Genomic DNA, 18,298 nt, shown 5'->3' with positions numbered 1-18,298 from the left:
TGAGCACGGGTGCCGCTGTGAGGGCCGTTCATGCTGATCGAGTAGCACGCGCAGCGGGCGTATCGAGATCCACCGTCGTCCGGGCTCGGGCCGTCAGGGCGCGACCTCGAACATCCGGGGGCGGAGCGGTGCGGTGCGCGGATCCGCGGCGCAGGCCTCGAGGGCGGCGGCGAGCACGCCCGGCGCCGGCCGCGCGTCGCGGACGTACACGTCCACGCCTGCCGGGGTGAACGGCGTGCGGGCGAAGCGGGTCAGCGCCCAGCCCGCTTCGGCGTCGGCCGCGACGAAGGACCAGCGGCTGCGGGCCAGCAGCGTCAGCGGCTCGACGCCCCGCCAGCGGAAGCCGTCGGGATCCGCGGGGTCGGGGGCGTCGATCCCGACCACGTAGCGCGTCGAGCGGCGGCCGCGCCAGCTGACCACGTCGCCGACCTCGCCGCCGGGCAGGGGCGCGTAGGTGATCGCGACCCCCTCGCGCCCCCGCCACAGTGGCAGGCTCGAGCTGCGCACGAACCAGGTCCCCGTCGCCAGGGCGGCACGATCGATCGCGGGAGCGTCGATCACGGCAGCGCGTGCTTCACGTTGGAGCGGGCCAGCGCGATCGCCTCGCCCGCGCCGCCGTTCATCACCATCTTCGACATCGCCAGCGCGAAGCCCTTCACCTGCGCGCCGGTGACCGTCGGCGGCAGCGAGAGCGCGAGCGGATCCGTGACCACGTCCACGAGCACCGGCCCCGGGTCGGCGAGCGCCTCGCGCAGGGCGGACTCCACCTCGCGCGGGTCCTCGACCCGGATCCCCCGGATGCCGACCGCCGTCGCCACCTGCGCGTAGTCGACCATCGGCACGTCCACCGCGAAGTCGGGGAAGCCGTCGACGAGCATCTCCACCTTCACCAGGCCGAGCGTCGAGTTGTTGAAGACGACGATCGTCACCGGCAGCTTGTACGCCGCGACCGTCACCAGCTCGCCCATCAGCATCGAGAGCCCGCCGTCGCCGCTCAGCGAGACGACCTGGCGGCCCGGCTGCGCCAGTTGGGCGCCGACGGCCTGCGGCAGCGCGTTCGCCATCGAGCCGTGCGAGTACGAACCGAGCAGCCGGCGGCGCCCGTTCGGCGTGACGTAGCGGGCCTGCCAGACGTTGCCCATGCCGGTGTCGGCGGTGACGATCGCGTCGTCGGCGAGCAGCTCGTCGAGCGTCGACGCGACCAGCTCCGGATGGATCGGCTGCTTCGTGGCGACCTCGGTGTACTTGCCCACGACTCCCGTGACGAGCTTCTCGTGCTTCTTCAGGAGCTTGTCGAGGAAGCGGTGGTCCTTGCGCTTCACCAGCGGGGTCAGTGCGTCGAGGGTCGAGGCGACGTCGCCGTGCACGGGGTGCGCCACGCTCACCCGGCGGCCGAGCTTGGACGCATCGCTGTCGACCTGCGCGATGACGACCTTCGAGGGATCCGGCAGGAACTGCTCGTAGGGGAAGTCGGTGCCGAGCAGGATCAGCAGGTCGGCGTCGTGCATGCCCGCGTGGGCGGCGCCGTAGCCGAGCAGCCCGGTCATGCCGACGTCGTAGGGATTGTCGTACTGGATCCACTCCTTGCCGCGCAGGCTGTGCCCGATCGGCGCCCCGACGAACTCGGCGAACGCGACGACCTCGTCGTGCGCGCCCCGCACGCCGGCGCCGGCGAAGATCGCGACCGTCTTCGCCTCGTCGATCGCCTGCGCGAGCGCGCGGACGTCGGCCGCGGCGGGCACCAGGACCGGCCGCTCCGGCAGCACGAAGGACGGGAAGTCGCCCTCCGCCTCGAACTCGGCGACGTCGCCCGGGAGGGTCACCACGGCCACGCCGCGGAGGGCGACGGCGCTGCGCATCGCCGCGTTGACGACCCGCGGGGCCTGCGCCGCCGTCGAGACCAGCTCGCGGTAGTGCGAGCACTCGACGAAGAGGCGGTCGGGGTGCGTCTCCTGGAAGTAGCCGGAGCCGATCTCGCCGCTCGGGATGTGGCTCGCGATGGCGAGCACGGGAGCACCCGAGCGGTGCGCGTCGTACAGGCCGTTGATCAGGTGCAGGTTGCCGGGGCCGCAGCTCCCGGCGCAGACCGCCAGCTTCCCGGTGATCTGCGCCTCCGCGCCGGCCGCGAAGGCGGCGGCCTCCTCGTTGCGGACGTGGATCCAGTCGATCCCGCCCTTCGCCGAGCCGCCGCTGCGGCGCACCGCGTCGACGATCGGATTGAGCGAGTCCCCGACGATCCCGTAGATCCGGGCGACCCCGGCGTCGATGAGCTGGGCGATGAGCTGGTCTGCGACGGTCTTCTGAGCCATGACCCCATTCGACTCCACCCGGCTGGACTTCGCCTGCCCCTCGCGGGGCCTTGCCGGGCGGCGACGATCGGAGTAGCGGACCGCACCGCACAGGGGGTGCCCCGGCGGGCCCCGCCGCCCCTACCCTGGAGCCGACCCCGTCACCGCCGTCTGGAGCCTCCGATGAACCGCCGCCGTTCCGCCCTCGTCCTCGCCGCCACCGCGGCCCTCGCCCTCGGCCTCACCGGCTGCTCGGGGATCAACAGCATGATGGGCGGCGAGACCCGCGACGACACCTCCGGCGAGATCGTCGACGGCGGCACGACCGACGTCTTCCAGCTCCGCGTCGGCGACTGCCTGAACGACGAGCTGAGCGAGACCGCGACCGAGGTCACCGATGTGCCGACCGTGCCGTGCTCCGACGCGCACAGCTACGAGGTCTTCCAGAACATCACGATGGCCGACGCGGACGAGTACCCCGGCGAGACGGCGACCACCGAGCAGGCCGACTCCGAGTGCCAGGCCGCGTTCGAGGGCTTCGTCGGCCTCAGCTACGAGGAGTCGCAGTACGACTTCAGCTACTACTACCCGACCCAGGAGAGCTGGGACGGCGGCGACCGCGTCATCAACTGCCTGATCACCGACCCCGCAGGCCCGAGCACCGGCACCCTGTCGGGCGCCGCCGCCTGACCCTCCCCGCGAGATGCCACTTGTGCACGCTTTTCACGGCGTGTCGCGCTCATATGTGGCATCTCGCGGTGGGGATCAGCGCGGGCCCGCGGGGCGGGGGAAGAGGGTGAGCAGCAGGCCCGAGGCGATCCAGACGGCGGCGATGCCGAGGACGAGCCAGCCGGCGTCGAGGCCGGAGGCGGCTCCGGCGAGGGCGGCGCCGACCGCGGCGGCGGCGGCGCGCAGGCCCGCGCCGATGGTGAAGACCTGGGAGCGGACGGCGGCCGGGCTCTCCTGATCGCGCAGCAGCAGCATCGCGGCGTTCGCGGGCGCGGTGAAGACCCCGGCGACGGCGAACGCGACGAGGGCCACGACGATCCCGAGGTCGGGCGCGGCGGCGAGCAGGGCGACGCCGGTCGCGGCGAAGCCCGCGCCCATCACCCAGGCCGGCGGGCGGTGGGTCCAGCGCCGCACGGCGACCGCGATCGCGCCGAGCAGCCCGCCGACGGCGAACGCGGTGAGCAGCCCGGCCGCCGCATCCGTGCTGCCCACCCGCTCGAGCGACAGGCCGATCGCCGCGACTCCGGCCGCACCGCCGCCGATCTGGCTGATCGTCCCGGAGAGGGTGACGATCGCGATCGGCCGGTGCCGCACGAGGTGCGTGACGCCGGCCGCGATGGTGCGCCGGACGCCGACGGTGGGCGTCGGCCGCGCCTCCATCCGCAGGGCGAGCGAGCCGAGGACACCGACGAGCGCGAGGGCCGCCATCGCGAGCATCGCGAAGCGGGCCGAGGCGACGGCGATCACCAGCCCGGCGATCGCGGGGCCGCCGATGGAGGCGACGGTGTAGGACAGCGAGTCCTGGGCGTAGGCGCGGCGCGGGTCGGCGATCGCGCTGGTCACGAAGCTCGACATGCCGCCCATGTAGACCGGGGTCGCCAGGCCCGCGATCACCAGCAGCAGCGCGATCAGCGCCGTCGGCGCGTCACCGAGGAAGGACGCGAGCGCGAAGGAGGCGGCGGTGGCCAGCGCCGCGCCGACCAGCAGCCGACGCGGTGCGCGCACCCGGTCGAGCACGGTGCCGACCAGCGGAGCCGCGATCACGCTCGGGAACAGGGCGGCGCCGGTCAGCAGCCCGCCGAGAGCGACGTCGTCGAGGCGCTCGACGGCGAGGACGGGCAGGGCGACGACCATCCCCGCGCTCGCGAGGCGCAGGGGGATCGAGGCGGTCAGGTAGGTGGCGGCGCTCATGCGGCTCGGGAGGACATCGCCTGCCATTTTTCCACGCTCTCGAGGGCCGACTACCCGGCCGCGGCGATCAGGGCAGCAGGATCACCTTGCCGTCGAGCGTCCGCGACTCCGCGAGCTCCATCGCCGCCACGATCCCGGTCAGCGGGAAGCGCGCGGCGATGTTGGCCGTGAGCGAGCCGTCCGCGAGCAGCGCGAGCACGCGGCCCAGGTCCTCCTCGAGCCGCGCGCGGAACCGGGCGGGACGGAGCGAGTGCCCGGACCAGAGGTCGTAGAAGACGGCGCGCTTCCCGTTCGGCGCCAGCTGGTACGCCTGCACGCGGGCGAGCTGCTTCAGGAACGGCGGCCAGATGCTGCCGGTGCTCGCGCTGACGATCGCGTAGGCGACGAGGGTGCCGCCGGGCGCGAGCAGCGACCAGGCCAGGCGGGTGGTCTCGCCGCCGATGTTGTCGAAGACGGCCTGCACGCCGCCTGGCGCGAGCTCGCGGACGCGGGCTTCGAGCTCCGGGTCGGCGTAGTCGACCGGCTCGACGCCGGCCGCGCGGAGGGCGTCGTGGTGCCGCGGCGAGGCGGCGCCGATCACCCGGATGCCCTCGAGCGAGGCCAGCCGGTGCACGAGGCCGCCGACGCCGCCGTTCGCTCCGAACAGGAGGATCGTGTCGCCGCGGGAGAGCCGGGCCGAGCGGTGCAGCATCTGCCAGGCCGTCACTCCGTTCACCACCACGGCCTCGGCGTCCTCCGGCGCGACGCCCTCGGGGACGAGGACGCAGTCGCGAGCGGCGACCCGGGCGTGGCCGGTCCAGCCGCCGGTCTTGGTGAGGGCGGCGACGCGGCGGCCCTCGAGGGAGGCGTCGCCGCCGGGGCCGACCGCGAGCACCCGGCCGACCAGGTCGTAGCCGGGTGTGAACGGGAACCCGGGCTGGGCGAAGTAGCGGCCGCGGCGCATCGACTGCTCGGCGAAGGAGATGCCGGTGGCCTCGACGGCGACGAGCAGCTCGCCGGCCGCGGGCGGCTCGACCGGCGCCTGCTCGAGGAGCAGTCCGGACGGCTCGACGAGCCCCGGGAGGACGACGCGGGTGGTGGTGCGCGGGAGGGCAGTGGTCATGGGGGGCTCCTTGGAGTGAGGTGTGAGTGACTGGACAGTCACTTCTGTGGAGATGAAGAAGTCGGTCATGCGGTGCGGGGGCCCCTCCATGCTGATCGAGTAGCCCGCACAGCGGGCGTATCGAGATCCGCCGGCGTCAGAGGCCGAGTCTGCAGGTCCGCCCTGCTGAGGACGGTGGGTCTCGATACGCCCCTGCGGGGCTACTCGACCAGCACGTGTGGCCGCTCGCCGGCACTCAGTCGTGGTGCCGGATGCCCGCGGAGACGATGCGCGCCCACTCGGAGTCGACGCCGCCGAGGTCGGTCTGCACGATCAGGTGGCAGAGCTGGCCGTAGGCGATGAAGCGCTGCACGGCCGGGCCGTCGGCGCCGGACACGACGCTCACCGTGCGGACGACCGTCGAGATCCCGCGGCGGACGGCCTCGCGGATCTCCGGCACCCCGCTCGCGCTCTGCGCCTGCGACTGCAGCATGATCAGGTCGCGGTCGGCGATCAGATCGACGTAGGCGAGGGTCATCGCCTCGAGCCGGTCGGCCGGGTCAGACGAGACCGAGGCCTCCCCCGCCGCGGCGAGCGTCGACGCCACCAGCTCGTAGCAGCGGTCGACCGCGGCGACGAAGACGCCGAGCTTGCCGGGGAAGAGCCGGAAGACGTAGGCCGGCGAGACCCCCGCCTCGGCCGCGACCTCGGTGATCGGGGTCGCGGAGTAGCCGGTGCGGGCGAAGACGTGCACGGCGGCCGCGGTGATCCGCTCGCGCTGGGCCTCTGCGGTGGAGCGGGGAGTCGTGATCGGCATGTGACTGATTGAACACTTACATCGGGACGGTGTCAAGAGACGGCCGGTGCGGATCCCGGATCAGGACCGCTTCCGCCGCCCCTTCAGTGCGAGCTGCAGTGCCGCGAGGAGCAGCAGCGCGGCGAACAGCACGCCCGAGATCCGCGCCGGCAGCAGGAACGACAGCGCGACGCCGTCGAAGGAGAACCCCGTCGCGCAGAGGCCGACCACGAGCCCGGCCCGGACGTCGAGCAGCCCGCGGCGCGCGTTCGCGATCGAGCCGCTGATCGCCGTCGGGATCATGGCGGCGAGCGAGGTGCCCTTGGCGAGCAGATCGGCGAGGCCGAACGCGCCGACGAGCACGGGCACGGCGATCGCGCCGCCGCCGATCCCGAAGAGCCCCGAGGCCACTCCCATCGCCAGGCCCAGCCCGCCGAAGCCGGGCCAGACGCCCCAGCCCTCGGCGACGTCGCCGGTCTCGTTCGAGCCGAACACCGCCATCCGCACCGCCGCGGCCACCAGCAGGGCGACGAACAGCCAGCGGAGCACGCCGAGCGGCAGGCGCGCCAGCAGCCAGGAGCCGAGGACCGCGCCGATCATCGCGGCCGCGGCGATCACGGCAGCGGGAAGCCAGGCGACCTGCCCGCCGAGCGCGTAGCCGAAGGCACCCGCCACCGCGGTCGGCGCGATCGCCAGCAGCGAGGTCGCGGAGGCGCGGCGCTGGTCCATCCCGGCCCAGGCGATCAGCATCGGCACCATCACGATGCCGCCGCCGACGCCGAACGCACCCGAGAGCACCCCGCCGATCGCGCCGATCAGTGCCAGCACGAGCATCGCCCTCGGGCGGAGGGCCTTCGGGCGGGTCGCCGGCGCGCTCGCCGCCGTCTCCGGGGCGGCCTGCGCGCTCGTCTCGTCCGTCACCCGTCCAGCCTGCCACCTGCACCGTCGCACGGCGGAAACATGCGGTGCGTACCCTTCGTGATGCGTCGCCGGTGGGGGCCGGGCGATCGACGCGAGGAGGGGGCACCGTGCGTGCGACGCCGATCCGGGCCGCGTCCTGGCCCGCTGCCCTGGCGGTCCGCGCGGTCTTCGAGCGCGAGGCGCGGCGGACGGCCGCGGCGATGCTGCCGTTCGCTCCGGAGGGGATCCAGCGGGTCGCCGAGCCGATCCCGGCGCGTCCGGACGCTCCGGCCACGACGGCCGACGTCCTCCGCTCCGCGGGCGCCGGCTCGCGCCCGACCGTGGTCTGGATCCACGGCGGCGGCTGGGTCTCGGGCCACCGGCGCGACGTGGATCCCTACCTGCGCCTGCTCGCCGAGGCCGGCTACACCGTCGTCTCGCTCGACTACAGCCGCGGACCCGAGGCGGTGCACCCGACCGCGCCGCGGCAGCTCCTCGCCGCACTCGAGCACCTGCGCCGCAGCGCCGGCCGCCTCGGGATCGCGCGGGACCGCCTCGTCCTGGCCGGCGACTCCGCAGGCGCGCAGCTCGCGAGCCAGCTCGCCACCGCGATCACGAACCCCTCCTACGCCCGCGCGGCCGGGCTCACGACGACCCTGCCCGTCGACGCCGTGCGGGCGGTGATCCTGCACTGCGGGATCTTCGACCTCGCCGCCCTCGCCCGCGCCACCGGTCTCGCCGGCCGCGGGCTGCGCGCCGCCCTCTGGGCGTACACCGGCCGACGCGCGTGGTGGACCTCCGACGCCGCCCGGTGGATGTCGACGATCGAGCACGTGACGCCGCGGTTCCCGCCGACGTTCCTCAGCGGCGGCAACGCCGACCCGCTCACCGCGCAGCAGTCGCGCCCGTTCGCGGCGCAGCTGCGCTCGCTCGGCGTCCCGGTCACGGCGCTGCTCTGGGGCGACGGGCACGAGAGCGAGCTCGGCCACGAGTACCAGTTCCACCTCGAGCTGCCGGAGGCGCGCGAGGCGCTGGAGCGGACCCTCGCGTTCCTGGCGCAGCAGACGGCGCGATGAGGCCGCCCCCCTCCCGACCCTGGCAGTCCCCTGGGCAGCCGGGACTCCACCGTGACGTTCGCCGTGCACGCTCCGTCCTACCTCTGAACCGCCCGATCGACCGACCGGGCACCGAGACGAAAGAGGAGATCATGGCCGAGAGCACCGCGAACACCACGATGACGAACGGGACCGGACGCACGGTCATCGACGACGGCGTCATCGCGAAGGTGGCCGGCATCGCGGCCCGCGAGGTGCCCGGCGTGCACGCCCTCGGCAACGGCGCCGCCCGCGCCCTCGGCGCCATCCGCGGCGCGCTCGGCAGCGACGACCGCGCCCAGGGCGTCAAGGTCGAGGTCGGCGAGCGCCAGGTCGCCGCCGACGTCACGATCGTCGCCGAGTACCCGGCCGCGCTGCAGGACGTGGCGGAGGGCGTGCGCTCCGCCGTCGGCCGCGCGATCCGCCAGATCGTCGGCATGGACGTCGCCGAGATCAACGTCACCGTCCAGGACGTCCACATCCCCGAGGACGACGCCCCCGAGGCCGAGCCGCGCGTCGCCTGATCACCCCGCACCACCCCTGACGCCCCGCGGTCGATCCGGCCGCGGGGCGTCTCGGTGCGTCCGGCCCCGAAGCCGGCAGCGCCCCCTCCCCCGCCCCACCCGCCCCCGACCGCGTCCCCCGCGCGGCACCGAACCCCTGGAGATGCGCATGGAGAACAACTGCGCCCGACCCCTCGACGTCGACGACGCCGTCGCGCTCATCGGAGTCCTCACCACCCTCGAGGTGCTCACCTCCGCCGGCCGCCTCGGCACCCCCGAGCTCGACTCCCTCCGGCACAGCCTCGCGCAGGGCGGCGCGGTCCTGCCCGGCGCCGACGACGTCGAGATCGCCGCCGCCCTCGCGGCCCTGAACGCGCGACTTCGCGACAGCATCTCCTAGCCGCCGACATCGGCTCTCCGCAAGAGCGTGTTTGTGACAGGCTTGTCATCGCGCGCCACTGCGCGACGATGAAGGAGCAGCCATGAGCGTCGGTCACTACGTGCTCTCGACCACCGGGCCGTTCGCGGACGAGACCGAGATCCTCGGCGTCTACTCCACCGAGTCCTGGGCACGCGAAGCCGCCGCCAGCTGGCTCGACGCCCTCGACCTCGAGGCCTTCCCGCAGTGCGTGATCGAGAACTGGAACGGGTCGCACCTGCTCCACCGCGAGGTCCTCGGGGGCCTCGGCCTCGACGACGACGGCTCGGCCGCCGGCACCGTCGAGGGCTGACCCTCAGCGTCCGCTGCTCGCCGCCCAGTGCGACGGGCGCTCGAAGTCCGGCGGCAGCGCCGTCCGCGCGTCGCCGCGGGTGCTGCTGACCTGCGCCTGCGTGAGGTAGATCGCCGTCGAGAGATCGGCCCCCGCCACATCCGCGTCCCGCAGATCGGCGCCGAGGACGTCGCAGCCGCGGAGATCCGCGCTCCGGAGATCCGCGGCGATCAGCAGGGAGCCGCGCAGGTCGGCACCCCGGAGATCGGCGTCCTCGAGGGCGGCCGCCACGAGGTCGGCACCGGGCTGCAGGCGCAGCCGGCCGTGCCGCCGCCGCCGTGGCCCGTCGTTCCGCGCGGCTGCGCTCGCCGCGATCAGCAGCGGACGGGCGGCGCCGTACTCCGCGTCGACGTCGGCCGCGAGGATCGCGTCGGCGTCGGCGAGCGTCAGGGTGTGCACCGCGTCGAAGCGGACGCGCACCGCGTCCCGCAGGGCGGCGTCGATCCCGCGCAGGCCGAGGGCGACGTCGAGGTACCAGAGCAGCTCGTGCAGGCGACGCATCAGTGGGAAGACCGCGAACATCCGCGCGCGCACCTCCGCGTCGCTGCGCCAGGAGACGCCGCCGAACGTCTGCATCGAGACCTTCTGGCCCGCGCCGAAGCAGTCGAAGACGGTGCAGCCGGCGAAGCCCTCGGGGCGCAGCCGCCGGTGGATCGTGCAGGCGTCCTCGGTGTCGAGGTTCGTGCACGGCTCGCCGGCCGGCTTGTCGACGGGGAAGTCGGCGGAGCGGGTGAACGCGAGGGCGACGCAGCAGAGGCCGAAGCAGTTCGCGCAGTCGGCGCCGAGGTCCTCCCGGCGGCCGAGCTCGACGCGGGTGCGGGTGCCGGTCACGATCGCCGGCCCCTCAGTGCGACAGGGCGAGCACGCCGACGACGGCGGCTCCCAGTCCGACGAGGCCGAGCAGGCCGATGATGCTCTGCGCGAGGCCGAGGCCGGCCCGGACGACAGCGATCAGGGCGATGCCGGCGAGGGTCGCGACGTAGACGCCGACGCCGATCCGCAGCGCGACCACGTCGTCGATCCAGCCGAGCGCCGAGGCGATCAGCACCAGGACGGGGAGCGAGGCCGACGCGAGGGCGCCGCCGGCGATCCGGAGCATGACGCGCGCCTCGGCCGCGGTGGGGGTCGCCGCGTGGGCGACCTGGTGCGCGATGACGTCGGCGACGAAGCCGGCGGCGGAGATGCCGACGATCGCGATGACGAGGCTGCGCAGGGCGTGCGCGGAGTCGGCCTGCTCGTCGACGGCGTAGATCATCACGACGGCGAGCCCGGTGAAGGCGGCGTAGACCCGCTCCTTCAGCGCCTTGGCGACGACGTCGAGGGACCCGCCCTCCGCCGCCGCGCGCCGACCGGACGGCCCTCCCCCGCGCACGGCGCTCAGTACGACGCGGTGTCGACGCGGGCGGCGGAGGCGTCGCCGGACTGACGGGCGGTGAGGTCGCCGAGGATCGTCGCCGAGCCGCTCGTGCCGAAGCGGGTGACGCCGAGCTCGCGGAAGGCGAGGAGCGTGTCGAGATCGCGGACGCCTCCCGAGGCCTTGACCTGGACGGCGTCGGAGACGGCGCCGCGCATCAGGCGCAGGTCGTGCTCGTTCGCGCCACCGCCGCCGAAGCCGGTCGCGGTCTTGACGAAGTCGGCGCCGGCGCGCTCGGCGGCCTCGCTGCCGGCGACGATCTGCTCGTCGTCGAGGTAGCTGGTCTCGAGGATGACCTTGACGACGTGGCCCTCGGCGGCCTCGACGACCGCGCGGATGTCGGCCTCGACGTCGTCGAGCAGTCCACTGCGCAGGCGGCCGATGTTGACGACCATGTCGAGCTCGACGGCGCCGTCGGCGAGGGCCTGCGTCGACTCCGCGACCTTCGCCGCGGTGGAGGTCGTGCCGTGCGGGAAGCCGATGACCGTGCCGACGAGGACGCCCGAGCCCTCGAGCCGGCGGACGGCGTGCGCGATGTCGGAGGGGCGCACGCAGACGCTGAAGACGCCGGCCGCGCGGGCCTCGTCGAGCTGCGCGTCGACCTCGGTGCGGGTCAGCTCGGGCTTGAGGATCGCGTGGTCGATGAGCGCCGCGATCTCGGCGACGGTCGGAAGGCTGCTTGTCATGCGCCCATTTTACGCGGCGCCCGGAGGCCGGATCTCGATACGCCCGCTCCGCGGCCTGCTCGATCAGCATGCAAGGGCCGCCGGTCCGAGCGCGACGCCCCCATGCAGCGGACCACCGCCACGGCGCGGCATCCCCATGCTGGTCGAGTAGCCCCGCCAGGGGCGTATCGAGACCCACCGTCGCCGAGACGGTGGGTCTGCAGACCCCATGCCCGGTCACGGTGGATCTCGATACGCCCGCTCCGCGGCCTACACGATCAGCATGCAGGGGGCCCGCCGGCGTGTGCGAGGCGTCGCCATCCGTCACGAACGGCTGCCTGAGAGCGGAGGAAGGAGCCGTTCGCGACGGATCACCGTCCGGAACGAGCGGCGCAAGCGGAAGCGCGAGCGAATCGGAGAATCGCGTGCCAAGCGATTCTCCGCAGCGGACGCAGGACGCTCTGCGGGACCCCGCCACTTCGAGAAGCCGACTGCGGGGAGGGGCGGCGGGGACGCCCCGACCCGGGAACGCCGAAAGGCCCCGCGATCTCGAGATCGTGGGGCCTTTCGGTGTTCACGCAGAAATGCGGGCGCCGCTCACCAGCTCGACTTGGTGATGCCGGGCAGCTCGCCGCGGTGGGCCATGTCACGGAAGCGGACACGCGAGATGCCGAACTTCGAGAGGTTGCCGCGGGGGCGGCCGTCGACGGCGTCGCGCGAGCGGACGCGGACGGGCGAGGCGTTGCGGGGGAGCTTCTGGAGGCCCGTGCGGGCGGCCTCGCGGGACTCGTCGGTCCCGGCGGGGTCGACGAGGGCCTTCTTCAGCTCGAGGCGCTTGGCGGCGTAGCGGTCGACGACCACCTTGCGCTGCTCATTGCGGGCGATCTTGCTCTTCTTGGCCATACTTAGCGCTCCTCGCGGAAGTCGACGTGCTTGCGCACTACGGGGTCGTACTTCTTGAGCACGAGACGGTCGGGGTCGTTGCGGCGGTTCTTCTTGGTCACGTAGGTGTAACCGGTTCCCGCCGTCGAGCGGAGCTTGATGATCGGACGGACGTCCTGCTGCTTGGCCATTAGATCTTCACCCCACGAGCGAGAACATCCTTCACGACGGACTCGATGCCACGGGCGTCGATGACCTTGATGCCCTTGGCCGACAGCGTCAGCGTGACGTTACGGCGCAGGGACGGGACGTAGTACGTCTTCTTCTGCACGTTCGGGTCGAAGCGGCGCTTGGTGCGCCGGTGCGAGTGCGAGATGGCGTGTCCGAAGCCGGGAACGGCTCCGGTCACCTGGCAGACTGCTGCCATGGTTTCCTCCATGTGTGGGTACCGTGGGCCACGCGCGGCACGAGGCCTCGCCCGACCCACCCAAGGTCACTTGTCGGCGCACCGCCCGCCTGTCGAGGAGGACCGGGGTCCCGCCCGGAGGGCAGCGCGCAAGAGCGTGCAGATGCACGCAACCCGAGTAGCTTAGGCGACACGCGCGCACCCTGCAAGACTCGCCGGTGCTACGGTCGCTCCGGTGCACCGGGGGGTCCGGGTCGCCACCACGGGGGGAATCATGGGCGGCTCGAGGCCGGATGCACTGCGGCGCCGTGCGCTGCTGCTGGGGATCGCCTCCGCCGCCGTCGGCCTGGCCGGGTGCACGAGCACCGCGCGGCTCACGCCGACCGCGACGCCGGTGGCCGCGACCACGACTCCCACTCCCACCCCCGCTCCCCCGCCGCGCCCCGTGCCCACGGCGACGGCGGCGCCCGTGCCGGTCCGCGCGCGCTTCCCGCTGCCGGAGGGCACGATCACCGAGCTGCCCGGCGACGGGAACCTGATGGCGTGGACGGTCGACGACGGCGCCGACACCGACGTCGTCGCCGCCTACGCGCAGTTCGCGAAGGACACCGGGACCCGGCTCACCTTCTTCCTCAACGGGAAGTACGACTCGTGGACCGTGAACGCGCCGGCGCTCGCGCCGCTCGTCGCGAGCGGGCAGGTGCAGCTCGCGAACCACACCTGGTCGCACGCCGATCTGACCTCGCTCTCGGACGACGGGATCCAGGAGGAGCTCGGCCGCAACGGCGACTTCATCCGCGCGACCTACGGGGTGGAGGCCGCTCCCTTCTACCGCCCGCCGTTCGGCTACACCGACGCGCGCAGCCGGGCGGCCGCGGCGGCCGTCGGCTACACGGCGACCACGCTCTGGTACGGCTCGCTCTCGGACTCGGGGCGGATCACGCCGGAGCAGCTGCTCGGCTTCGCGGACGAGTGGTTCCGGCCGCAGCGCATCGTGATCGGGCACGCGAACTTCGACCCGGTGACGACGGTCTACGCGCAGCTGGTCGACCTCCTCCGCGCCCGCTCCCTCGAGACGGTGACCCTCCGCGACGTCTTCGCCGTCTGACGCCCGCCCCGCCGGCTCCGCCGGCTCCGCGAGATGCCACTTGTGCACGCTTTTCACGGCGTGTCGGGTGCACAAGTGGCATCTCGCGGCGGGGATCAGACGCGCAGGGTCGCGTGGGCGGCGGTGGTGATGGCGGCGGCGACCGCGTCGAGGCTCGGGGTGTGCAGGGACCACTGCTGCCAGTAGAGGGGGACGTCGACGGGGGCGCCGCCGAGGGGGACGAGGCCCGGCGCGCCGACGGGGGCCTGCAGCTCGGGGAGCATGCCCCAGCCGAGGCCCAGGCGCACGGCCTGCTCGAAGTCGGCCGAGCCGGGCACGCGGTGCTGCGGCGGGCGTGCCTCGACTCCGGCCGCGGCGAGGAAGCGGGTCTGCAGGCGGTCCTTCTCGTCGAAGACGACGACGGGGGCGACGGCGAGCGCCGCCGCGTCCGGACCCTCCGGGAACCAGCGCTCGGCGAAGGCGGGGGCGGCCATCGACCGGTAGCGCATCACGCCGAGCGGGGCGACGGTGCAGCCGAGCACCGCCTCCGCCTCGGCCGTCACCGCGGCGAGGACGGTGCCGTCGCGCAGGAACGCGGTGGTGTGCTCCTGGTCCTCGCGGTGCAGCTCGACGACGACCTCGGGGACGGTCGCGAGCGCGGGCAGGACCCAGGTCGCGAGGGAGTCGGCGTTGACCGCCATCGGCACGGTCACCGGTCCGCGGCCCTCGCGCGCACCGCCGTCGAGCGCGCGCACGGCGTCCTCGGTGAGCAGCTCGATCTGGCGGGCCAGGCGGAGCAGGCCCGCGCCCGCCTCGGTGGCGACGACGGGACGCGAGCGGACCAGCAGCACCCGCCCGGCCGCCGACTCGAGCGCCTTGATCCGCTGGCTGAGCGCCGAGGGCGTGACGTGCAGCTCGCGCGCAGCGGCGTCGAAGGAGCCGAAGCGGACCGCGGCGGCGAGGGCGCGGAGGCGGGCGAGGTCGAGATCGTCGGTCAGCATCGAGTTCCCATCAGTTGCGCTTACGGTACTGAAGGAGCATGAGCTGGTCTACAGACCCGGCCGCCCTTAGCGTCGGAGTCGTGTCCCCCCTCCTCGCCGCCGTGTCCGGCCTCGGCTTCGGCCTCTCGCTCATCATCGCCATCGGCGCCCAGAACGCGTTCGTCCTGCGGCAGGGCCTCCGCCGCGAGCACGTGCTCGCCGTGGTCGCGATCTGCGCGCTCGCGGACGCCGCGCTGATCATCCTCGGCATCGCCGGGATCGGCGCGGTGCTCGAGTCGGCGCCGTGGCTGCTGGTGGTGATCCGCTGGGGCGGGATCGCCTTCCTCCTCGCCTACGCCGTGCTCGCCGCGCGGCGGGCGCTGCGCCCCGGGACGCTCGAGGGCGACCCGGCCGGCGCCTCCACCTCGCTGCGGACGGCGATCGGCACCTGCCTCGCCCTGACGCTGCTCAACCCGCACGTGTACCTCGACACGGTGGTGCTGCTCGGCTCCGTCGCGAACACGCACGGCGACGAGCGCTGGTGGTTCGGCGCGGGGGCGGCGCTGGGCAGCGTGCTGTGGTTCACGGCGCTGGGCTTCGGGGCGCGGGCGCTGCGCCCGCTGTTCCGCAGCCGGACGGCCTGGCGGGTGCTCGACGGCGCGGTCGCGGTCGTGATGGTCGTGCTGGCGGTGTCGCTGGCGCTGTCGTCCTGAGAGAGGTCGTCCCGAGCGGGGTCGTCCCGAGCGATTTCGTGTTGCGGGACGGCGCGCCGGTCAGCCCGCGCGGGCGATCGAGCGGGCCGCCAGCAGCCAGACGATCCCCGTCGCGAGGATCGACAGCGCTCCGGCGATCGAGGCGGCGAGCGAGAGACCGAGCAGCAGCTCCTGCGACGGCGTCGCCGTGACCAGGAGCGGGGCCGACACGGCGTACCCGCCGACGGCGTTGACGGCCACCGCGACGGCGGCGGTCACGATCACCCGCCGCGGGACCGTGCGCGAGCGCGCGAGCGCGACGAGCCCCACCACTCCCGCGGCGAAGGCGAGCACGGCGAGGACCAGCACGAGCGTCGCGGCGGTGATCATCTCCGGTGTCGGGGTCGAGCCGGTCGTGCTCGGCGAGGACCAGTTCACGATCGGCCGCAGCACGATCAGGACCGCGAAGACGATCAGCGCCGTCGCTCCGGTCGGGCCGACCAGCCCGCCCTTCGAGTCGGCACCGCGCGCGAGGACCGAGGCGGCGGCCGCGAGCAGGCCCGCGCCCAGGAGCACGACGGCGCGCGCCGCGAGCAGGGAGCCGGAGCCGGTCGGGGCGACGAGGAACACGACGTCCAGCAGTCCGGCGGCCGCGACGAAGAGGCCGGCGAGGCGCAGGGTGGCCGCGCGCCGGGCCGCGGACGGCGCACCGGTGACCGGAGTCGTCATCGGGGTCCCCCTCTCCCGTGCTGGAACCTCCACGCTAGCGCGCTCGACGGACCGCGCATTGTTCTACTAAGATTGCAAACATGTTGCTGCGTGTCGACCACTCCTCGCCGCGCTCGCTGGCCGATCAGCTCGAGGCGCAGGTCCGCACCGCTGTCGCGGCGGGCGAGCTCTCGGCGGGCGACCGCCTGCCGCCGGCGCGCGAGCTGGCCGACTCCCTCGGCATCAACATGCACACCGTGCTGCGCGCCTACGCCGCGCTCCGCGACGACGGGATTCTGCAGATGCGACGGGGCCGCGGCGCGTGGATCGCGGAGTCGGCCGGCCCCGGCCTCGTGCGCGTCACCGCCCTCGTCGAGCAGCTCGCCGCCGAGGCCCGCCGCAGCGGCATCAGCCGCGCCGACGTCATCCGCCTTCTGGAGAGGACCGCACCGTGACCACCACCGGCACCACCACCGACCGCAGCCCGCGCACGCTCGTCGCCGCCGCGTCGCTCCTGCTCCCCGCCGCGGCGATCCTCGTCTCCCGGGCCGTCCTCGGCGATCGGCTCCCGCCCGTGCTCGCCTCGCACTGGTCGAGCACCGGCGCCGCGGACGAGTCGCAGCCGGTCGCGGTCCTCCTCCGGCTGGCACTGCTGCTGGCGGGCGTCCCCGCCGTCGCCGGACTCGTCGCCGCGGCGTTCGGACGCGCCCCGCGCCTGCTGCTCGGCGGACTCGGCCTGGTCGCCGGTCTCGGTGCCGGCGCCTGGGCGACCTCGGTCGGCACGACGCTCGCCGCGGGGTCGGCGGAGGAGGCCGTGCTCGGCGCCCGGCTTCTCGCACTCCTCGGCGGCGGGCTGTTCGCCGTGGCGCCGGCGCTGATCGCCCCGCGCACTCGGCACGCGCCGCGGGTCGCCGTCGACCGGCTGCCGCTCGGCAGCGAGGAGACCGGCGCCTGGTCGCACACCGTCACCGGCCGGGTGTTCGCCGTCACGGGAACGGTGCTGCTGCTCATCGCCGCGGCCGCCGTCCCGGGCCTGCTCGCCACGGGCGACACGGGACCGGCGATCGCGATGGCGATCGTGCTCGGGGCGAGCGCCGTCGTGATGCTCGGCTTCACCCGGTTGCGCGTCACGGCCGACCGCCGCGGGCTGCGCGTGGTGTCGAAAGCGCTCGGGATCCCGCTGCGGCGGATCCCGCTGGCGTCGATGGCCTCGGTGAGCACCGCCGCGCTGCGGCCGTCGGAGTGGGGCGGCTGGGGCTACCGGTGGTCGCCCGGCCGCTCGGCCCTCCTCCTCCACGCCGGGCCCGGGCTCGTGGTGACCACCACCCGCGGAGACGAGTTCGCGATCAGCCTGAGCGATCCGGAGACTCCGGCCGCCCTCCTCGAGACGCTGCGCCGACGCCCCGAGGACCTAGGCGCGTAGGGTGCGAGCGCGGCCGGTGGTCGCCGCCGGAGTCTTCACGAGGGAGTGGGCATGGACGAGCTGCGCAGCAAGACGGTGACCTGGCACGATCCGATGGCCGGGGCGGCCGCGGCGATGCGGATGAGCGGGCTGGACTACCTGCGGGCGATGAAGGACGGGACGATCCCGCCGCCGCCGATCATCACGCTGATGAACATGGAGCTCGGTGCGGTCGACGAGGGCCGGGTGGAGTTCCGCTGCTCGCCGGACGAATCGCACTACAACCCGATCGGGCGGGTGCACGGCGGCTTCGTCTGCACGGTGCTCGACTCGGCGGCGGGCTGCGCGGTGCAGTCGACGCTGCCGGTCGGCGTCGGCTACACCTCGCTCGACCTCACCGTCAGCTACCTCCGCGGGCTGCACCAGGACAGCGGCGAGCTGCTCGCCGTCGGCACGGTCGTGAAGCCGGGCCGCCGGGTGGCGTTCGCCGAGGCGAGGGTGACCGACGCGCAGGGGCGCCTGGTCGCGACGGCCACGTCGACGCTGCTGGTGTTCCCGCTCGGCGAGAGCGCGTGAGCGCGAGGACGAGATCATGCTGGTCGAGTAGCCCCGGAGGGGCGTATCGAGCGGCGAAGCCGCTTCGCGTCTCGGTGGTGAGGGAAAACTGCTTGTGGCTGGGCGGGTGTGGTTCGAAGATGGTGGTGTCGTGG

The 18,298-nt window shown here is 73.9% G+C and carries 24 protein-coding genes; 10 read left to right on the top strand and 14 right to left on the bottom strand.

Features of this window, described 5'->3' with window-relative positions; translation table 11 throughout:
- Nucleotides 1–93 precede the first annotated feature (93 nt).
- Both EDF36_RS20175 and EDF36_RS20170 read right to left on the bottom strand, forming a co-directional pair.
- A complete protein-coding gene (locus tag EDF36_RS20175) occupies nucleotides 94–561 on the bottom strand; it encodes a hypothetical protein (protein WP_123734384.1) in 468 nt (155 codons plus the stop codon).
- Nucleotides 558–2,309: a pyruvate dehydrogenase gene (locus EDF36_RS20170; RefSeq protein ID WP_123734383.1), complete on the bottom strand. Its 1,752-nt coding sequence runs from the start codon at nucleotides 2,307–2,309 to the stop codon at nucleotides 558–560. The genes EDF36_RS20175 and EDF36_RS20170 overlap by 4 nt, the downstream gene beginning before the upstream one ends.
- A 162-nt stretch (nucleotides 2,310–2,471) precedes the next feature.
- On the opposite strand from EDF36_RS20170, the gene EDF36_RS20165 reads away from it, so the two are divergent.
- Complete coding sequence (locus EDF36_RS20165) at nucleotides 2,472–2,978, top strand: septum formation family protein (RefSeq protein ID WP_123734382.1); 507 nt, start codon at nucleotides 2,472–2,474, stop codon at nucleotides 2,976–2,978.
- Between the two features lie 75 nt (nucleotides 2,979–3,053).
- On the opposite strand, the gene EDF36_RS20160 is transcribed toward EDF36_RS20165, so the two are convergent.
- From EDF36_RS20160 to EDF36_RS20145, 4 genes are all read right to left on the bottom strand, one after another.
- On the bottom strand, nucleotides 3,054–4,235 hold the full coding sequence (locus EDF36_RS20160) for an MFS transporter (RefSeq protein ID WP_123701606.1): 1,182 nt from the start codon (nucleotides 4,233–4,235) through the stop codon (nucleotides 3,054–3,056).
- Nucleotides 4,236–4,275: 40 nt separating this feature from the next.
- Nucleotides 4,276–5,310 (bottom strand): zinc-binding dehydrogenase, encoded by a 1,035-nt coding sequence (locus EDF36_RS20155; protein WP_123734381.1) that lies wholly within the window; start codon nucleotides 5,308–5,310, stop codon nucleotides 4,276–4,278.
- A 235-nt stretch (nucleotides 5,311–5,545) separates the two neighbouring features.
- The gene (locus EDF36_RS20150) at nucleotides 5,546–6,106 is read right to left on the bottom strand and encodes a TetR/AcrR family transcriptional regulator (protein ID WP_123734380.1); all 561 of its coding nucleotides are present in this window, start codon (nucleotides 6,104–6,106) and stop codon (nucleotides 5,546–5,548) included.
- Between the two features lie 60 nt (nucleotides 6,107–6,166).
- The gene (locus EDF36_RS20145; RefSeq protein WP_123734379.1) at nucleotides 6,167–7,006 is read right to left on the bottom strand and encodes a sulfite exporter TauE/SafE family protein; all 840 of its coding nucleotides are present in this window, start codon (nucleotides 7,004–7,006) and stop codon (nucleotides 6,167–6,169) included.
- A gap of 107 nt (nucleotides 7,007–7,113) precedes the next feature.
- Between EDF36_RS20145 and EDF36_RS20140 the strand changes: the two genes are divergently transcribed.
- From EDF36_RS20140 to EDF36_RS20125, 4 genes are all read left to right on the top strand, one after another.
- Entirely contained in the window at nucleotides 7,114–8,061 is a 948-nt protein-coding gene (locus EDF36_RS20140; protein ID WP_123734378.1) for an alpha/beta hydrolase, read from the top strand.
- 131 nt (nucleotides 8,062–8,192) lie between these two features.
- On the top strand, nucleotides 8,193–8,603 hold the full coding sequence (locus EDF36_RS20135; protein ID WP_243839831.1) for an Asp23/Gls24 family envelope stress response protein: 411 nt from the start codon (nucleotides 8,193–8,195) through the stop codon (nucleotides 8,601–8,603).
- Nucleotides 8,604–8,751: 148 nt separating this feature from the next.
- Nucleotides 8,752–8,982: a hypothetical protein gene (locus EDF36_RS20130; RefSeq protein WP_123701598.1), complete on the top strand. Its 231-nt coding sequence runs from the start codon at nucleotides 8,752–8,754 to the stop codon at nucleotides 8,980–8,982.
- 82 nt (nucleotides 8,983–9,064) lie between these two features.
- The gene (locus EDF36_RS20125) at nucleotides 9,065–9,313 is read left to right on the top strand and encodes a hypothetical protein (protein WP_123444778.1); all 249 of its coding nucleotides are present in this window, start codon (nucleotides 9,065–9,067) and stop codon (nucleotides 9,311–9,313) included.
- 3 nt (nucleotides 9,314–9,316) lie between these two features.
- Here EDF36_RS20125 and EDF36_RS20120 read toward each other — a convergent pair whose 3' ends face one another.
- From EDF36_RS20120 to rpmB, 6 genes are all read right to left on the bottom strand, one after another.
- Complete coding sequence (locus EDF36_RS20120) at nucleotides 9,317–10,183, bottom strand: pentapeptide repeat-containing protein (RefSeq protein ID WP_123701596.1); 867 nt, start codon at nucleotides 10,181–10,183, stop codon at nucleotides 9,317–9,319.
- Between the two features lie 13 nt (nucleotides 10,184–10,196).
- Nucleotides 10,197–10,724, bottom strand: coding sequence for a hypothetical protein (locus tag EDF36_RS20115; protein WP_123734377.1), 528 nt, complete (start codon nucleotides 10,722–10,724; stop codon nucleotides 10,197–10,199).
- A gap of 5 nt (nucleotides 10,725–10,729) precedes the next feature.
- Nucleotides 10,730–11,452, bottom strand: a complete 723-nt coding sequence (gene deoC / locus EDF36_RS20110; protein ID WP_123734376.1) for a deoxyribose-phosphate aldolase — start codon at nucleotides 11,450–11,452, stop codon at nucleotides 10,730–10,732.
- Nucleotides 11,453–12,028: 576 nt separating this feature from the next.
- Nucleotides 12,029–12,334 (bottom strand): 30S ribosomal protein S14, encoded by a 306-nt coding sequence (gene rpsN, locus EDF36_RS20105; protein WP_123444774.1) that lies wholly within the window; start codon nucleotides 12,332–12,334, stop codon nucleotides 12,029–12,031.
- Between the two features lie 2 nt (nucleotides 12,335–12,336).
- Nucleotides 12,337–12,504, bottom strand: coding sequence for a 50S ribosomal protein L33 (gene rpmG / locus EDF36_RS20100; protein WP_027692168.1), 168 nt, complete (start codon nucleotides 12,502–12,504; stop codon nucleotides 12,337–12,339).
- Nucleotides 12,504–12,740 carry a 50S ribosomal protein L28 gene (gene rpmB, locus EDF36_RS20095; RefSeq protein ID WP_056038148.1) on the bottom strand — a complete coding sequence of 79 codons (237 nt, stop codon included), beginning with the start codon at nucleotides 12,738–12,740 and terminating at the stop codon, nucleotides 12,504–12,506. The genes rpmG and rpmB overlap by 1 nt, the downstream gene beginning before the upstream one ends.
- A 214-nt stretch (nucleotides 12,741–12,954) precedes the next feature.
- Between rpmB and EDF36_RS20090 the strand changes: the two genes are divergently transcribed.
- Entirely contained in the window at nucleotides 12,955–13,827 is an 873-nt protein-coding gene (locus EDF36_RS20090; protein WP_221181702.1) for a polysaccharide deacetylase family protein, read from the top strand.
- Between the two features lie 95 nt (nucleotides 13,828–13,922).
- Here EDF36_RS20090 and EDF36_RS20085 read toward each other — a convergent pair whose 3' ends face one another.
- Nucleotides 13,923–14,807 carry an ArgP/LysG family DNA-binding transcriptional regulator gene (locus tag EDF36_RS20085; RefSeq protein WP_123734374.1) on the bottom strand — a complete coding sequence of 295 codons (885 nt, stop codon included), beginning with the start codon at nucleotides 14,805–14,807 and terminating at the stop codon, nucleotides 13,923–13,925.
- A 38-nt stretch (nucleotides 14,808–14,845) separates the two neighbouring features.
- On the opposite strand from EDF36_RS20085, the gene EDF36_RS20080 reads away from it, so the two are divergent.
- A complete protein-coding gene (locus tag EDF36_RS20080) occupies nucleotides 14,846–15,499 on the top strand; it encodes a LysE/ArgO family amino acid transporter (protein ID WP_123734373.1) in 654 nt (217 codons plus the stop codon).
- Nucleotides 15,500–15,559: 60 nt separating this feature from the next.
- Here EDF36_RS20080 and EDF36_RS20075 read toward each other — a convergent pair whose 3' ends face one another.
- On the bottom strand, nucleotides 15,560–16,207 hold the full coding sequence (locus tag EDF36_RS20075; RefSeq protein WP_123734372.1) for a hypothetical protein: 648 nt from the start codon (nucleotides 16,205–16,207) through the stop codon (nucleotides 15,560–15,562).
- An 80-nt stretch (nucleotides 16,208–16,287) separates the two neighbouring features.
- Here EDF36_RS20075 and EDF36_RS20070 point away from each other — a divergent pair, with 80 nt between their 5' ends.
- The 3 genes from EDF36_RS20070 to EDF36_RS20060 are packed head-to-tail and all read left to right on the top strand — an operon-like array spanning nucleotide 16,288 to nucleotide 18,164.
- Entirely contained in the window at nucleotides 16,288–16,641 is a 354-nt protein-coding gene (locus EDF36_RS20070) for a GntR family transcriptional regulator (RefSeq protein ID WP_123734371.1), read from the top strand.
- The gene (locus EDF36_RS20065; protein WP_123734370.1) at nucleotides 16,638–17,609 is read left to right on the top strand and encodes a hypothetical protein; all 972 of its coding nucleotides are present in this window, start codon (nucleotides 16,638–16,640) and stop codon (nucleotides 17,607–17,609) included. The genes EDF36_RS20070 and EDF36_RS20065 overlap by 4 nt, the downstream gene beginning before the upstream one ends.
- A 51-nt stretch (nucleotides 17,610–17,660) precedes the next feature.
- A complete protein-coding gene (locus EDF36_RS20060; RefSeq protein ID WP_123734369.1) occupies nucleotides 17,661–18,164 on the top strand; it encodes a PaaI family thioesterase in 504 nt (167 codons plus the stop codon).
- Nucleotides 18,165–18,298: the final 134 nt, after the last annotated feature.

It is taken from the genome of Rathayibacter sp. PhB152 (assembly GCF_003751395.1).
Classification (GTDB): Bacteria; Actinomycetota; Actinomycetes; order Actinomycetales; family Microbacteriaceae; genus Rathayibacter; species Rathayibacter festucae.
This window is presented reverse-complemented; position numbering and strand designations above follow the sequence as displayed.

Coding starts and splice junctions, on each gene's coding strand:
- EDF36_RS20170 (WP_123734383.1), bottom strand. CDS start 2,309: ATGGCTCAGAAGACCGTCGCAGACCAGCTCATCGCCCAGCTCATCGAC.
- EDF36_RS20165 (WP_123734382.1), top strand. CDS start 2,472: ATGAACCGCCGCCGTTCCGCCCTCGTCCTCGCCGCCACCGCGGCCCTC.
- EDF36_RS20160 (WP_123701606.1), bottom strand. CDS start 4,235: ATGGCAGGCGATGTCCTCCCGAGCCGCATGAGCGCCGCCACCTACCTG.
- EDF36_RS20155 (WP_123734381.1), bottom strand. CDS start 5,310: ATGACCACTGCCCTCCCGCGCACCACCACCCGCGTCGTCCTCCCGGGG.
- EDF36_RS20150 (WP_123734380.1), bottom strand. CDS start 6,106: ATGCCGATCACGACTCCCCGCTCCACCGCAGAGGCCCAGCGCGAGCGG.
- EDF36_RS20135 (WP_243839831.1), top strand. CDS start 8,193: ATGGCCGAGAGCACCGCGAACACCACGATGACGAACGGGACCGGACGC.
- EDF36_RS20130 (WP_123701598.1), top strand. CDS start 8,752: ATGGAGAACAACTGCGCCCGACCCCTCGACGTCGACGACGCCGTCGCG.
- EDF36_RS20125 (WP_123444778.1), top strand. CDS start 9,065: ATGAGCGTCGGTCACTACGTGCTCTCGACCACCGGGCCGTTCGCGGAC.
- deoC (WP_123734376.1), bottom strand. CDS start 11,452: ATGACAAGCAGCCTTCCGACCGTCGCCGAGATCGCGGCGCTCATCGAC.
- rpsN (WP_123444774.1), bottom strand. CDS start 12,334: ATGGCCAAGAAGAGCAAGATCGCCCGCAATGAGCAGCGCAAGGTGGTC.
- rpmG (WP_027692168.1), bottom strand. CDS start 12,504: ATGGCCAAGCAGCAGGACGTCCGTCCGATCATCAAGCTCCGCTCGACG.
- rpmB (WP_056038148.1), bottom strand. CDS start 12,740: ATGGCAGCAGTCTGCCAGGTGACCGGAGCCGTTCCCGGCTTCGGACAC.
- EDF36_RS20085 (WP_123734374.1), bottom strand. CDS start 14,807: ATGCTGACCGACGATCTCGACCTCGCCCGCCTCCGCGCCCTCGCCGCC.
- EDF36_RS20080 (WP_123734373.1), top strand. CDS start 14,846: ATGAGCTGGTCTACAGACCCGGCCGCCCTTAGCGTCGGAGTCGTGTCC.
- EDF36_RS20075 (WP_123734372.1), bottom strand. CDS start 16,207: ATGACGACTCCGGTCACCGGTGCGCCGTCCGCGGCCCGGCGCGCGGCC.
- EDF36_RS20070 (WP_123734371.1), top strand. CDS start 16,288: ATGTTGCTGCGTGTCGACCACTCCTCGCCGCGCTCGCTGGCCGATCAG.
- EDF36_RS20060 (WP_123734369.1), top strand. CDS start 17,661: ATGGACGAGCTGCGCAGCAAGACGGTGACCTGGCACGATCCGATGGCC.